The sequence below is a fragment of the Asanoa sp. NPDC049475 genome, from assembly GCF_040676915.1.
Classification (GTDB): domain Bacteria; phylum Actinomycetota; class Actinomycetes; order Mycobacteriales; family Micromonosporaceae; genus Asanoa.
The window spans coordinates 821,614-836,018 of the sequence record NZ_JBFAPY010000002.1; the positions used below are offsets into that span (position 1 = coordinate 821,614).

A 14,405-nucleotide genomic window follows, 5' to 3' on the forward strand; every position below is an offset into this window, starting at 1 on the left:
GCGGTCCTTTCGTCGGGTACTTCAGGAGAGCCGCTCACCCGCGGACAGCCGTTTGCCGATCAGCACGCGGTCGAGCTTGCCGGCACTGGTCCTCGGCAGCGCGGCCGCGACCTGGATCGTCGACGGGAGCATCGGGGCCGGCAGCCGCTCCGCCAGCCAGGCGCGCAGGTCGCGCACCTTGACCCCGCCGCGGCTCACGACCGCCGCCGACAGGTGGGTGGTGTCGGGGTCGCCCTGGTCGACCAGCACGACGATGGCCTCGGTGACGGCCGGGTGGGACTCCAGTGTGGACTCGATCTCGCCGAGCTCGACCCGGTGCCCGCGCACCTTCACCTGGTTGTCGAGCCGGCCCAGGAACACGAGCGAGCCGTCGTCGCCGCGGCGCGCCCGGTCGCCGGTCAGGTAGGTCCGGGACGTCGCCGTGTGCGCGAACCGGGCCGTCTCGGTCGGGGTGGCGTCCAGGTAGCCGTCGGCGATGCCGGCCCCGCTGATCCGGATCTCACCCTCGGCGCCGGCACCGGTCAGCACGCGTCCCTCCGGGTCGACCAGCTCGACGGCGGTGCCGGGCAGGTCGGTGCCGAGCGAGATCGGCTGGCCGGGCACCAACCGGCAGGCGGAGGCCCAGACCGTGGCCTCGGTCGGCCCGTACATGTTCCAGAGCGTGCCGCAGCGCTCGTGCAGGGCCTGCGCCAGGTCGTCGGTGAGGGCCTCGCCGCCGCACCAGACGGCAACGTCGGGATCGCCCCGCCAGCCGGAGGCGATCATCAGCCGGAAGAACGACGGCGTCGCCTGGACCACGTCGGGGTGGTGCTCCCGCACGGCCCGGTCGAACACGTCGACGTTGCGGCGTGCGGCCTGGTCGACGGTCACCATCGTGCCGCCGGCGGCCAGCGGCAGGTGCAGCTCGACCACCGACATGTCGAAGGACAGCGGGCTCATCGCGAGGATGGACCCACCGCGGCGCAGGCCCGGCAGTCGGAGCAGGCCGTCGAGGCGCTCGACGAGCGACCGCTTCGGCACGTGTACGCCCTTGGGGCGCCCGGTGGTGCCGGAGGTGTAGATGACGTAGCCGGGGTCGGTCAGCGGCCAGGCGGGGCGTGTCGCGGCCACGGGCCGCGGCTCCAGCGCGAGCGGTCCGGTCTGGTGGACCACCACCCGCGCGGCCGCGTTCTCGACGACCCAGCGCTGCCGGGCGGCCGGCGCAGCCCGGTCGAGCGGCAGGTAGGCCGCGCCCAGGCGGTCGGTGGCCAGGCTCGCCACCAGCCCCAGGAGGGGCGAGCCGATGTCGAGCGCGACCACGTCGCCGGCCGTCACGTGGGGTGCGAGGCTGCCGGCCAGCGCGTCGACCCGGTCGGCCAGGCCCTGGTAGGTCAGCGTCACGTCGCCGAGGGCGGCCGGTGCGTCGCCGTCGGCCGCGAGCTGGGCGGCGAGGTGGTCCGACAGGTCGCGCATCAGTTGTCCGCCTCGATCTCCGCCAGGATCGCCTCCAGCGCGGCGGCGTCGGACTGCTCGCTCTGTTTCCAGAGGATGAGCTGGGCCACGCCCTCCACCGTCGGGGAGCCGAAGACCTCGCGCAGCGGGAGCTCCACCTGGAACGTCTCGCGTACGCGGGAGGTCATCTGGGTCGCCAGCAGCGAGAAGCCGTTCAGCTCGAAGAACGAGTCGTGGACGCCGATCCGCTCGAGTCCCAGCAGCTCCTGGAAGATCTCCGCGAGCTGGCGTTCCACCGGGGTGCGGGGCGCGACGTAGCGGTCACCGGCCAGGTCGTCCTCTTCTGGCTCCGGCAGCTCGTCGAGGTCGTAGTCGCCGTCCCGGGTCCGGGGGATCGCGTCGAGCACGAAGAGGTGCGCCGGCAGCAGGTAGCGGGGGAGGCGCGGGATCAGCTGCTGGCGGACGGTGGCCGGGTCCTGCTCCGGGTCGGGGCCGGCGAGGTACCCGACGAGCACCGGGTTGCCCTCGGCGTCGGCCCACTCGGTCACCACCGCGTCGGTCACGTCGGGCAGCTCGCGCAGGGCGCGCACGGTCTGCACCGGGTCGTGGGCGGGGTTGGCGTCGACCTCGCCCACGTACTCCAGCGTGCCGTCCGCCCAGCGCCGGACCAGGTCTCCGGTGCGCCGGTCACCCGCGTGGAGCTCGACGACCTCGCCGACGGCGGCCGAGAGCGCGACGGCGCCGAGCTCCCTGCCGAGCGGGACGCGCAGCGGCGCCGTCGCCGGATCCCAGCCGGCGGGCACCTCGTAGCTGGCGAGCGGGCGGCCGTCGCGGTCCGGCCGGTACGCGGTGACGACCCGGCACCCCGGCGCGAGCTCGCGCAGCCGGGCGACGTCGTGGGGCAGGAGGTCGCCGGCATGCGTGACGAATGCGAGCCGGAGCGCCGGCAGCGGCTCGCGGAGCGCGCGCAGCTGGGGCGGGCTCAGGAAGAGGACGGTGACCGTGTCGTCGGGCTCGGCGGTCAGCAGCAGGGTGCCGCCGGCCGCGAGGGCATGGGTGACCGCGGCGACGAGATGCCCGGGATCGTGGGTCAGCGCGGCGAAGCGGTCGTCGGCGGTGAGGCCGTACCGGTCGACGGCCCACGCGTGCCCGCGGATCGCGTCGAGATCGAACCCGGTCGGGGCCGCCGGTTCCGCCGGGTGGTCCGCGACGTCGAGCACGCTCGTGACGCCGAGGTACGACGGCGCCAGCGCGAGCTCCGGGTCGATGACGGAGTACGCGTCGCCGGTGCGCAGCCGGTGCAGGAGCGCCGCGACGAACCAGGCCGTCGGCCGCCGCACCAGACCCACGTGCCCGTCGGGCTCCAGACGCTCCCCGAGGGCCGCGGTCGCGCCGGCCAGCCACGCGTAGCTGTGCTCACCCTCGGCATCCACCACGGCGGTGCGTTCGGGAGCCGGCCGGGCGCGTTCGACCGCCCGTGTCTCGACCGCAGCCGTGAGCGCCGGACCGAGCGGGTAGTCGAGGATGCCGCGCGTCGGGTCCGCGACCACGGTCCGGAGCAGCCCGGCCACCTGGTCCAACACCGCCTCCACCATCGCCGGCTCGTACCGCGCGGGGTTGTAGTCGAGCTGGAAGTAGGTCTTCCGCCAGGACTCCTGCACGTTGAGGCTCAGGTCGAACTTGGACGGCAGCGTGTTGGGGCTGTCGACCGTCTCGACCACGAGCCCGGTCAGCTCGGCCGTCGGGGTGTCGCCGACCACGTTGAGCACCGTCTGGAAGAGCGGGGTGCGGCGCGGGTCGCGGTTCACGTCGAGCTGCTGGACCAGCACGTCCAGCGGGGCGTCGGAGTGCGCGTAGCCGTCCAGCGACGCGCGGCGGACCCGCGCGAGCAGCTCGACGAAGGTGGGCTCGCCGGTCAGGTCGACGCGGATCGGCAGTGTGTTGAGCAGGAACCCGATCAGGGCGTCCGTGCCGGCGTCGGTGCGGCCGGCGATCGGCACACCGATGACCAGGTCGTGCTGGCCGGACCAGCGGGACAGCACGGTGGCGTAGCCCGCCATCATGAGCATGAAGGGCGACACGCCGTGCGTGCGGCAGAAGTCGGCCACCGCGGCGGTCTCGGCCTCGGAGAGCACCGCGCGGGCACGGCCGCCGACCGTGCCGGCCACCACACCCTCGTGCGCGACCGGCATCGTCAACGCGGGCGGCGCGTCGGCCAGGTGCTCGCGCCAGTAGGCGACGGTGCGGTCGAGCGTCTCGCCGGTGAGGCGGTCACGCTGCCAGGCCGCGTAGTCGCCGTACTGGATGGGCAGCGGTGCCAGGCCGGCCTTGGTGGGGTCGCCGGCGGCCGCGTACAACGCCGACAGCTCCCGGGCGAACAGCCCGATCGACCACTCGTCGCAGACGATGTGGTGTGCGGTCAGGCTCAGCACGTGTGCGTCGTCGCCGACCTTGACCAGCAGGCAGCGGAACAGCGACCCGGCGGCGAGCTCGAACGGCGTGGTCGCCTGTTCGTCGGCCAGCCGGCCCGCCGCCGCCATGGGGTCGGCGTCGCCGCTGACGTCGGTGACCGTCAGCCGCCAGCCGGGCTCCAGGTCGTCGACGACCTGCACGGGCCGCCCGTCGACGAGGGGGAACCGGGTGCGCAGGGCCTCGTGGCGCAGCAGGATCGCGCGGACGCTGGCCTCGAACGCGGCGACGTCGAGCGGACCGGTCAACCGTTGGCGGCCGTGCACGTTGTAGGCGATGCTCGGTTGGAGCTGGTTCTCGAGCCAGATGCGCTGCTGGTCGAAGGAGAGCACGGCTTCGGCGCCGGGTGGGCGGCGCTCGATGAGCCGCGGCCCGGCCGACGACTGCTCCGCCGCCACCGAGGCCAGGGCCGCCACGGTACGGCAGCCGAAGAAGTCGCCGACCGCGATCTGCGTGCCGAGCGTCTCCCGGATCCGGTTGACGATGCGGGGTGCCAGCAGCGAGTGGCCGCCGAGCTCGAAGAAGTCGTCGTGCACGCCGAAGTCGGTCTCGCCGAGCACGTCGCACCAGATGCCGAAGACCGCCTCCTCGTAGGGGTTGCGCGGCGGGACGGGCGCGGCCGGAACAGAGTCGGTCGGCACCGGGAGCGCGGCCAGGTCGTAGTCGCCCGCCGGCGTGCGGGGCAGCGCGTCGAGCACGACCACGTGCTGCGGGGTCAGGTGGTCGGGCAGCCGCAGCTGCAGGTCCTGCCTCAGCTCACTGCCGTGCCGGGCCGGCTCGCCGACCGTGACGTAGGCGCACCCGCCCACGACCAGCGCCTCGCGCACCTCGGGAAGCTCGCGCAGGGCGGCGACCGTCTCCACCGGGTCGTGGCCGCCCGCGACGTATTCGAGCGTGCCGTCCGGGCCGCGGCGCGCCAGGTCGCCCGTGGGCAGCACCGCCACCTCGCCGACCGCGGCCGGCTGGCCCGCCGGGTTCAGCAGCGGGACCGGGTCTCGGCCCAGCGGCACCCGCGCGGAGGCGGGGCCGGCTGCCGCCTCGTATGTCGTGAGTGGACGGCCGTCGTCGGAGACCCCGTACGCGCAGACGATCCGGCAGTCGGGTGCCAGCCGGCGCAGGGCGTCGAGGTCGTGGCCGAGCAGGTCACCGGTGTTCTCGACGACCGCCAGTCGCAGGGCGGGCAGGGGTCCGGCCAGCGCGCGCAGCGCCGGGGCGCTGAGGAACGCCGCCGTGATGCCGGTCTCGCGCAGCCAGGCGGACACGTCGGCCGCGCCGAACGCCGGCGGCTTGTGGAGCGCGTTGGCGGCGGTCGCGCGGGCGTACGCGGCCAGCCCGGGTCGACCGCCCAGCACGGTGACGCGGTCGGCGGTGGTGAGCGCGATCGGGTCCGCCGTCTCGCCGGCCGGCGCGGAGCCGAGCGGGTAGTCGAGGACGCTCCGGGCCGGGTCCGCGACGGCGGCCCGCAGCAGGGCTTCGAGCTGCGACGCCAGCGCCTCGACCATCGACCGGTCGTAGCGCTCGGGGTTGTAGTCGAGCTGGAAGTGCAGCCGCTGGTCGGACTCCTGGACGTTGAGCGTGAGGTCGAGCTTGGTGGGCAGCGGCGTGGCGCCGTCCATCGACCGGGCCGCGAGCCCCGGCAGCGACACCGTCGCCGAGCTCGTGCTCAGCATGCTCAGCACGACCTGGAACAGCGGCGTGTGGCGGGCGTCGCGGGTCAGGTCCAGCCGTCGCACGAGCACGTCGAGCGGCGCGTCCGCGTGCGCGTACGCGTCGAGGCAGACCTGGCGGACCCGGGTCAGCAGGTCGGCGAAGGTGGGATCGTCGGTCAGGTCGACGCGGATCGGCAGGGTATTGACCAGGAACCCGATCAGGGCGTCGGTGCCGGCGTCGTTGCGGCCCGCGTTCGGCACGCCGATCACCACGTCGCGCTGGCCGGACCAGCGGGCCAGCACGGTGGCGAAGGTGGCCATCGCGACCATGAACGGCGAGACGCCGTGCGTGCGGCACAGCATGTGCAGCGCGGCCGTCTCGTCGTTCGACAGCCGCCCGCGGGTCCACTCGCCGCGCTCCCGGTCGCCGTCCTGCCGTCGCGTCACGGGCATCGTGAGCACGGGCGGCGCGCCGGCGAGGTGGTCCCGCCAGTAGGAGACGGTCGTGTCGAGCGTCTCGCCGGTCAGGCGGTCGCGCTGCCAGGCCGCGTAGTCGCCGTACTGGATGGGCAGCGGTGGAAGGCCTGCCCGGTCGGGGTCGCCGCCGGCCGCGTAGAGAGCCGACAGCTCTCGCATGAACAGCCCGATCGACCAGTCGTCGCAGATGATGTGGTGCGCCGTCAGGCTGAGCACCCACTCGGTGTCGGCGGTACGAATCAGCAGGCAGCGCAGCAGGCCGCCGGCGGTCAGGTCGAACGCGGTGGCGGCCTGCGCGTCGGCGAGCTCCGCGGCCCGCTGCCGTGGATCGGCGGCCTCCCGCAGGTCCTCGACCTCGGCCAGCGGCGCGTCGCCCAGGTCGTCGACGACCTGTACGGGTCGCCCACCGACCATCGGGAACCGGGTGCGCAGGGACTCGTGGCGGTGCACGATCGCCCGGATGCTGGCTTCGAAGGCGGCGACGTCGAGGGCGCCGACCAGGCGTTGGCGGCCATGCACGTTGTAGGCGAGGCTGGGCTGGAGCTGGTTCTCGAGCCAGATGCGCTGCTGGTCGAAGGAGAGCACGGCTTCCGCGCCGGGCGCGCGGCGCTCGATGAGCTGCGGGCCGGCCGAGGAGTGCTCCGCGACGACCGCGGCCAGGGCGGCGACGGTGCGGCAGCCGAAGAAGTCGCGGACCGCCACGTGCACGCCCAGCGTCTTGCGGATCCGCGCGACGATCTTCGGAGCGGCCAGTGAGTGACCGCCGAGCTCGAAGAAGTCGTCGTGCACCCCGAAGTCGACGGCACCCACCACATCGGACAGCACATCCCGCCAGATGCCGTGGATCACCTCTTCGTACGGTGTGCGCGGCGGGGTCGGCGGCCCCGCGTGGCCGGCCGGCACTGCCCGCACCTGCACATCGGAGTACGACGGACGCGTCATGAGCCGACGCTAGGCGGCCGGGCAGCGCCGGCCCGGTCCCGGCTTCAGGTGACACCAGGGCGGCGGCGTGGCCCCGTACGGTTGCGGATGCCGGCTGTCGAAGGGAGCGGCAATGGACCTGAGCCTGTTCTTCTTCGCCGACGATACGGGCACGGCCGACGACGGCTACCGACTGCTGTTGGAGAGCGCCCGGTTCGCCGACGCGAACGACCTGTCCGCCGTGTGGACCCCGGAACGCCACTTCCACCGGTTCGGCGGCCGCTACCCGAACCCCGCGGTCACCGGAGCCGCCGTCGCCGCCGTCACGCGGCGGGTGGCCATCCGCGCCGGCAGCGTCGTCGCGCCCCTGCACCATCCCGTGCGGGTCGCCGAGGAGTGGTCGGTCGTCGACAACCTCTCGCAGGGGCGGGTGGGGCTCTCGTTCGCGTCCGGTTGGCACGCGGGCGACTACGTCATCCGGCCTGACGCGTACGCGGACCGCAAGAGCATCATGGTCGACGCGGTGGGGACCATCCAGCGGCTCTGGCGTGGTGAAGAGGTCGAGTTCCCGGACGGCACCGGCGAGAAGCGGGCCGTGCGGATCTTTCCCGCGCCCGTGCAGCCGGAGCTGCCGATCTGGATCACCAGCTCCGGCTCGCCCGAGACCTTCAAGGTCGCCGGACGGCTCGGTGCCGGGTTGCTGACGTACATGCTGGGCCAGGAGCACGAGACGTTGGCCCGCAACATCGCCGCGTACCGCAGCGAGCTGGCCGAGGGAGTGCGTGGCCACGTCGTCGTCATGCTGCACACGCTGCTCGGTGCCGACCGGGCCGAGGTGCTGGACCTGGCACGCGAGCCGTTCGTCCGCTACCTGCACAGTTCGATCGACCTCATCGCCAAGACGCCCGGGCTGTTCCCGCCCGGCCTCGACCTCACGTCGCTGCCCGACAAGCACAGGACGATGCTGCTGAACCGGGCCGCCGACCGCTACGTCAAGACCGCCAGCCTGTTCGGCACCGAGTCGGACGGGCTCGCGGTCGTCGAGCGGCTCGCGGCCATCGGCGTCGACGAGATCGCCTGCCTGGTCGACTTCGGCGTGCCACCGGACGACGTGCTGCGCTCCCTGGAGCACCTCGGCCGGCTGCGCGGGCGCGTCGCGGGGTGAGTGCGCCGGGTCGGCCCGATGTCGGCCCCCGGGTCGCGGCCGACGACGTGCGACGGCTGCTGCGCCGGCACGCGACCACGGTCACGGTCGTCACGGCCCTGCGCGCCGGCCGCCCGGTCGGGTTCACCGCGACGTCGTTCACCTCGGTGTCCCTGCGCCCGCCGCTGTTCTCGTTCTGCCACGACCGGGAGTCGTCGAGCTGGCCGGCGGTGACGGCCGCGCCCCACGTGGCCGTGCACCTGCTCGGCGCCGACCAGGCCGACGTGGCGCGGGTTTTCGCCACCCGGGGCGTCGACCGCTTCGCCCCCACGCTCTGGCGCGCCGGCCCCTTCGGCCTGCCCGTGCTCGACGGCGTGCTCGCCTGGCTGGTCGGGCGCGTCACCCACCGCATCGCGGCCGGCGACCACACGATCGTCCTGGCCGAGCCCGTCGCGGCGGACTGCGTGGACGGTAGCCCGCTGCTCTACCACGACGGGCGCTACACCGGCCTCAGCTCGCCCCGGGATCCCTGACCGCGATCACCCGCAGCTCGGCGGTGTACCGCGCACCCTCGGCGTCGGCCAGCCAGAGCTGGTCGATGTCGGGCAGCATCTCGGTGATGGTGACCGTGCCCTGACCCGCCTCCGCCGACCGCCGCACCGACTTGGCGAGCAGGTTGACCAGCGGGAGGCTACGGAAGTCGACCACGACGGGCTTGCGCTCGACCGGCACCCGGAAGACGCCGCGCTCCGGCAGGCCGTGTGCTGACCGCCAGCGCCGCGCGCCGAGATACCGCCTGGCCTCGTCCTTGACGAACACCCAGTCGAGCTCGGAGGCGGCGAACGTCCAGGCCTCGCGGGCCAGCACCAGCCGGTCGATCGTCACCCGCGGCCGGTGCCGGACCCCCCCGACCGGCCGGAAACCGTTGAGGAACAACGCGATCAGCGGCTCGCGGATCACCTCGAGGAAGGGATGTTCGGCACCGCCGCGATGGCGCACGACGAGCGTGTCGCCCCGCCGGTGCACGGTGAGGTCCAGGGCGGAGAGCAGCGTCGCACCCGGCGGGGGCGCGAACGCCTCCGGCCCGAACGCGATGTAGGTGTAGCTGGGCAGCAGCGCCTCGGTGGTGCGGGAAACCCGCGACGAGGTGCGTTCGGTGCCCCGACTCGGCACGAGGATCACGCGACCGGACAGCCCGCTCGCCTGCGCGGCGGCGCGCACCCGCGCGAGGTCGGGATGCTGCGCGGCGAACACCTGCCCTTCCAGCGTGTTGTCGCCGCAGTGCAGCTCGCCGAGCACGACGTCGACGTCGCCGCGGGCGAGCGCGGCCAGGTCGGTCGCGGACAGCATGAGGTCGGGGGAGTGCCAGCGTGGGCCGACCCAGCGCGGCTCGCCGGTGGGGAACTCGGCGGCGACCGCTCCGGCGACCGCCTCGGCCGGCACGTGATGGCGGCGCGTGCGCTCGAGGAGCTCCGGGGTCAGCCCGAGCACGCGGTGCCACCGGTCCTGGAAGTCGGCCGCCACCTCGTTCGCGATCGCCGCGTCGGCCGTCACCCGGCCCGGCTCCAGCAGCTCCGGCAGGAGCGCGGCCACCAGCCGTGGCAGCGGGAACCCGTCCGCGCCCGCCTGGCGATCGAGCACCTCCCGCGCTCGGGCCTCGTACCGCGCGCCCAGGGTGTCGACCAGCCACGACGCGCTGTCGAGCACCGGGCCGAGGGAGGCGGCCAGCCGGTCGACCACGGCGCGGCCGATCCGGACGTCGACCGCCCGCACCGTGTCCTCGCAGATCAGGGTCCGCCCGGCGTAGGTCGCCCCGGCCCGGCGCGTGGCGGCCCGACCGGTGATCCGTTCGAACACCTCGGCGAGCGCGTGGAAGGCCGGCGACAGCCGCTCGGGCCGGCCGGCGGCCGCGGCGACGTCGTCGCGGGCCGCGACCAGCTCCGCGAGCGGCGCGGCGGCCCGGGCGCGGACGGCCGGATCGCCGATCAGGTCGATCCGCGCCGCGAGGTCCCGCTCCGGCGCGAGGCTCGGTGGGCCCCCCAGGTCGACCTGCACGGCACCGCGCTCCCGCAGCCGCACCAGGGCGGCCACCGCGCGCGGGTCGGCGGGGTCGCCCACGAGGTCGCGCACGGTCCGCGTGCCGTCGCACCGCCGGAGCAGCCGCGCCTCGGCGGCCGGCAGGGTCACCGGACGGGCGAACGGCAGGTGCAGCGTCCAGCCGACGAGGCTGGCGTAGGACACCATGCGGGGGCGCAGCCACGGCCACACCTCGGCCCGGGCGGCGACCACCTCCGCGACCGCGTCGACCGCCCAGTCCTCGAAGGACGTTCGGCGGCTCGCGAGCAGCTCCGGACCCGGTTCCATCGCCAACCCCGGCTCGTCGGGGTCGAAGCGCGCCCAGCCGACCGGCCCGAAGAAGCCGATGCTGTCGTTCTTGAGGCAGTAGCGCTGCAGGTAGCTCGCGATGGTCAGCTCGTAGTTGCGCCCGCGGACGTCCCGCTTGAAGCGCGTCGCGACCTTGTCCAGGCAGGTCTCCACGAGCGTCGGGTTCTGCCAGGTCACCGCCTCGCGGAAGCGGCTCTCGGCGGCGGTCCGGCGAACGGCCGCGGACAGGCGGTCGGCGGCCTCCGCGAACGCCACGGCGTACTTCTCCCGGCTCGCCGCGTCGTGCTCGTCGACCTCGTCCGCGGCGGCGGCCAGCAGGTCGTCGCAGATGTCCAGGAACCGTCGCGCCGGGAAGCCGGTGCCGCGCAGCGCGGCGTCGCGCCAGAGCAGCCAGCCGGTGTCGCCGAGCGCGACGTGGTGCTCGGTCTCCACGTTGCCCCGCTCAGGCGTTCACGGACAGCTCGCGGTACGCGCACGCCAGCGTGGTCGCGGCGGCCTGGACGACGGGGAACGGGCGGGCCAGCGAGAGCCGGATGAAGCGCAACCCGCTCTTCGGGTCGGCCCAGTGGAACGGCGCGCACGGCAGCACGTGGACGCTCCGCTGGAGGAGCTCCTGGTGCAGGATCGCGGAGTCGGGGCCGTCGTCCGGCAACGCGACGCGCGCGACGCTGATCTGCGAGGTCGGGTCGGCCAGCTCCAGCCCGACCGACTCGATCGCCTCCCGGACCGCGGTCCGGTTGCGCTCCACCAGATCGCGGGCACGCTCACGGCCACCGTCGATCCAGTCCAGGGCGAGCGCCTCGACCAGTTGCAGCACCACCGGCGAGGCGGCCAGCAGCGACTCGGAGAAGGCCCGCTCGATGGGCAGCGTGGTCCGCTCGCTGTGCGCCAGGAGCCCGATCTTCAGCTCGTGGGTCGGCCAGAGCTTCCCCGTGTCCTCGATCGTGATCCAGTCCGCGCCGGCGGCGTCGAGCACGGCGTACGAGTCGTACTGCGCGTCGGGCACCTGGCCGCGGAAGCTGGCGTCGATGATCAGCGTCTGCCCGTGCCGGACTGCGTGCTCGGCCAACGACCGGAGGTGGCCCTCGGGCGTCACCAGGCCGGTCGGATTGTTCGGATGCGTGACCACGATCGCGCCGACCGGCGGACCCGGCCAGTCCTGGTCGAGCAGCGCCTGCTCGGACAGCGGCACGAGGTGCAGCCCGCGGGTCACGAGCAGGTCGGCGATGTTGTCGAAGGTCGGGTGCAGCACGGCGACCGTCATGCCGGCCGGCAGCGCCCGGGCCACGATGTCGGTCGCCAGCGTCGAGGAGTAGCAGCTCAGGATCCGGCCGGTGCCGACCGGCGCGCTGTGCTGCCCGATCGCGCGCAGGAACGCGCGGTGGGCGGCGGTCTCGATGCTGGGGAACGGCTGGCACGACGCGGTCGTGAACATCTCCGGGATCCGGGCGACGATGGCCGCCTGCGTCGGCGACAGGTCCAGCCGCGCATGCCCGTCGGTCAGGTTGAGGCCACCGTCGACGTCGGTCAGCGCGTCGACTTCCATGATGGTCAGGTTGGCAAGCTCGCTCATGTGTCGATCCCCGCCTACGTCGTCAAACCGGCGGCGCGCCCCGGCGGCGAATCTGCTGGTGGCAGCAGGTCGGTCGCAGAGAACACTATGGTCGGTGGCGAGGCGCGCACCTGTCCCTACTAACGGGGACCGATGCCCGGCCTCCGGTCGCTTCTAGACTGGGCAGCCAGGAGGCGCATCGTGATCCATCACCTGACGCTGACGTCCGAGGACAATGCGGCGCTCGAGCCCATGCTGACGGACCTCGCCAAGGCGTACGCGACCATCGAGGACGACGAGCTGATCCGGCGCGCGCCGGTGCTCGCCCGGCAGTTGCCGACCCACCTGCTCGAGTTCCTCGAGGAGTTCCGCCTGAAGGAGCCGTCGGCGCTCTGCCTCGTCTCGGGTCTCGAGGTCGACGAGCAGCGGCTCGGCCCGACACCGCCGCACTGGAAGGACAGCCAGTTCGAGTCGCCGGCGTTCCCGCAGGAGATCTTCTTCCTGCTCGTCGCCTCCGCGCTCGGTGACGTGTTCGGCTGGGCCACCCAGCAGGACGGCCGCATCATGCACGATGTGCTGCCGATCAAGGGACACGAGCACTACGAGCTCGGCTCCAACAGCCTCCAGCACCTGTCGTGGCACACCGAGGACTCGTTCCACCCCTGCCGCGGCGACTACGTGGCCTTGATGTGCCTGAAGAACCCCGACCTGGTGGAGACCGTGGTCTGCGACGCGGGTGACCTCGACTGGTCGGCGCTCGACGTCGACGCGCTGTTCGAGCCGGAGTTCACCCAGATGCCCGACAACTCGCACCGGCCCGAGAACGCGTCGGAGTCCACCGGCGACCCGGTCGTCGACCGGTTGCGCCAGCGCAGCTTCGCCCTGATCCAGTCGTGGAACGACGACCCGGTCAAGCGGCCGGTGCTGTTCGGCGACCGGCAGGACCCGTACATGGCGCTGGATCCGTACCACATGAAGATGGACGGGTGGAGCGACCGCTCGCTGGCGGCCTTCCAGGGGCTGTGTGACCAGATCGAGGAGCACATGCAGGACGTGCGGCTGCGGCCGGGCGACTGCGTGTTCATCGACAACTTCCGCGCGGTGCACGGGCGCAAGTCGTTCCGGGCGCGCTACGACGGCAGCGACCGCTGGCTCAAGCGGCTCAACGTCACCCGGAACCTGCGCGGATCGCGCGCCTGGCGCCCGGCGCCGGACAACCGCGTCATCTACTGACCGCGAGCCGCTCCGCGAACAGCTTGACCCCCGCCGGGTCGAGGTTGCTGACGCTGACCCGGATCGTGGCGCGGTCGTCCGGCAGGAACGCGGTGCCGGGCATGACCAGGGTGCGCTGCTCGACCACCAGGTCGCGCACGACGTCCATGGTGGAGCGGTCGGCGAACGGGTGGCGCAGCCAGGCGAAGTAGCCACCGCACGAGAGCAGCTCGAAGCCGCCGGGCCGGTCGGCCATCATGGCGGCGAACGACGCGCGCCGCTCGGCGATCTCGGCGGCGCGGGCCGCGCGCCACTCGGCGGCGCCGGTGAGCCCGGCCCAGGCCGCCTCCTGGCCGATCCGCGGCGCGCAGATCGCGACGCAGTCGAGCAGCTTGCAGACCTCGCGGCCCAGGGCGGGCGACGCCACGATCGCGCCGACGCGGTAGCCCGGGATCGCGAGGTCCTTGGAGAACGAGTGCAGGCTGACCAGCGTCTGCCCCCACGCCGGGTCGGCGAACAGGTGGTGCGCCGGCGCGGTCGTGTCCCGGAACGACCGGTAGGTCTCGTCGAGGATCAGCGCGAGGTCGTGCCGCCGGGCCACGTCGGCGAACGCGGCGATGCCGGCCGGGTCGACCGTCGCGCCGCTCGGGTTGCCGGGGGTGACCAGCACGATCGCGCGGGTACGCGACGTGACCAGCGCCTCGGCGTCGGCGGCGCGCGGGACCAGGCCCGGCCCGGGCTCGAGGTAGACGGGGGTGATGCCGCCCAGCCTCAGCCACATGTCGTGGTTGAAGTAGTAGGGCAGCGGGACCACGACCTCGTCGCCCGGCCCGGCCAGCGTCGACGCGACGAGGCTGAACGCCTGGTTGCAGCCGGCGGTGACGACCACGTCGTCGGCCCCGACCGCGCCGCCGTAGTCGCGGCTGAGCTCGGCGGCGAACGCCTGGCGCAGCCGTGGCATGCCGGGCACCTCGGTGTAGCGGCCGCCGGCGTCGTCCCGGGCCACCCGCGCGATGTGCTCCACGACCAGCGGCGCCGGCGGATAGGTCGGTGCCGCCTGCGCGAGGTCCAGCACGTCGCGGTCGTCATCCAGGAGGTTCAGCAGGTCGTACGCGGCGGTGATGGGCGAGTCGACCTGCTGCAGCGTCTGGTCGCGCAGGTGCAT

Annotated in this window: 8 protein-coding genes; 3 read left to right on the forward strand and 5 right to left on the reverse strand. The window is 73.7% G+C overall.

All coding sequences use genetic code 11. From position 1 onward, the window contains the following. Positions 1-21: 21 nt before the first annotated feature. Both AB0J88_RS09945 and AB0J88_RS09950 read right to left on the reverse strand, forming a co-directional pair. Positions 22-1,452 carry an amino acid adenylation domain-containing protein gene (locus AB0J88_RS09945; protein WP_364346484.1) on the reverse strand — a complete coding sequence of 477 codons (1,431 nt, stop codon included), beginning with the start codon at positions 1,450-1,452 and terminating at the stop codon, positions 22-24. Next, entirely contained in the window at positions 1,452-6,968 is a 5,517-nt protein-coding gene (locus AB0J88_RS09950) for a condensation domain-containing protein (RefSeq protein ID WP_364346482.1), read from the reverse strand. Before AB0J88_RS09950 ends, AB0J88_RS09945 begins: the two co-directional genes overlap by 1 nt. Positions 6,969-7,080: 112 nt before the next feature. On the opposite strand from AB0J88_RS09950, the gene AB0J88_RS09955 reads away from it, so the two are divergent. Together AB0J88_RS09955 and AB0J88_RS09960 are read left to right on the forward strand one after the other, a co-directional pair. Then, on the forward strand, positions 7,081-8,112 hold the full coding sequence (locus AB0J88_RS09955; protein ID WP_364346480.1) for a MupA/Atu3671 family FMN-dependent luciferase-like monooxygenase: 1,032 nt from the start codon (positions 7,081-7,083) through the stop codon (positions 8,110-8,112). Beyond that, positions 8,109-8,624 carry a flavin reductase family protein gene (locus tag AB0J88_RS09960; RefSeq protein WP_364346478.1) on the forward strand — a complete coding sequence of 172 codons (516 nt, stop codon included), beginning with the start codon at positions 8,109-8,111 and terminating at the stop codon, positions 8,622-8,624. Before AB0J88_RS09955 ends, AB0J88_RS09960 begins: the two co-directional genes overlap by 4 nt. Here AB0J88_RS09960 and AB0J88_RS09965 read toward each other — a convergent pair. Both AB0J88_RS09965 and AB0J88_RS09970 read right to left on the reverse strand, forming a co-directional pair. After that, the gene (locus AB0J88_RS09965) at positions 8,602-10,908 is read right to left on the reverse strand and encodes a lantibiotic dehydratase (RefSeq protein WP_364346476.1); all 2,307 of its coding nucleotides are present in this window, start codon (positions 10,906-10,908) and stop codon (positions 8,602-8,604) included. The two genes, AB0J88_RS09960 and AB0J88_RS09965, sit on opposite strands and share 23 nt — an antisense overlap. Positions 10,909-10,918: 10 nt before the next feature. Next, positions 10,919-12,049 carry an aminotransferase class I/II-fold pyridoxal phosphate-dependent enzyme gene (locus AB0J88_RS09970; RefSeq protein WP_364346474.1) on the reverse strand — a complete coding sequence of 377 codons (1,131 nt, stop codon included), beginning with the start codon at positions 12,047-12,049 and terminating at the stop codon, positions 10,919-10,921. A gap of 180 nt (positions 12,050-12,229) precedes the next feature. Between AB0J88_RS09970 and vioC the strand changes: the two genes are divergently transcribed. After that, a complete protein-coding gene (gene vioC / locus AB0J88_RS09975) occupies positions 12,230-13,261 on the forward strand; it encodes an arginine beta-hydroxylase, Fe(II)/alpha-ketoglutarate-dependent (protein WP_364346472.1) in 1,032 nt (343 codons plus the stop codon). Here the strand turns inward: vioC and AB0J88_RS09980 are convergent. Further along, positions 13,251-14,405: an aminotransferase gene (locus AB0J88_RS09980; protein ID WP_364346470.1), complete on the reverse strand. Its 1,155-nt coding sequence runs from the start codon at positions 14,403-14,405 to the stop codon at positions 13,251-13,253. The two genes, vioC and AB0J88_RS09980, sit on opposite strands and share 11 nt — an antisense overlap.

What these genes read in the sequence shown, in the direction of transcription:
- AB0J88_RS09945 (WP_364346484.1), bottom strand. Translation starts at nt 1,452, where the DNA reads ATGCGCGACCTGTCGGACCACCTCGCCGCCCAGCTCGCGGCCGACGGC.
- AB0J88_RS09950 (WP_364346482.1), bottom strand. Translation starts at nt 6,968, where the DNA reads ATGACGCGTCCGTCGTACTCCGATGTGCAGGTGCGGGCAGTGCCGGCC.
- AB0J88_RS09955 (WP_364346480.1), top strand. Translation starts at nt 7,081, where the DNA reads ATGGACCTGAGCCTGTTCTTCTTCGCCGACGATACGGGCACGGCCGAC.
- AB0J88_RS09970 (WP_364346474.1), bottom strand. Translation starts at nt 12,049, where the DNA reads ATGAGCGAGCTTGCCAACCTGACCATCATGGAAGTCGACGCGCTGACC.
- AB0J88_RS09980 (WP_364346470.1), bottom strand. Translation starts at nt 14,405, where the DNA reads ATGCACCTGCGCGACCAGACGCTGCAGCAGGTCGACTCGCCCATCACC.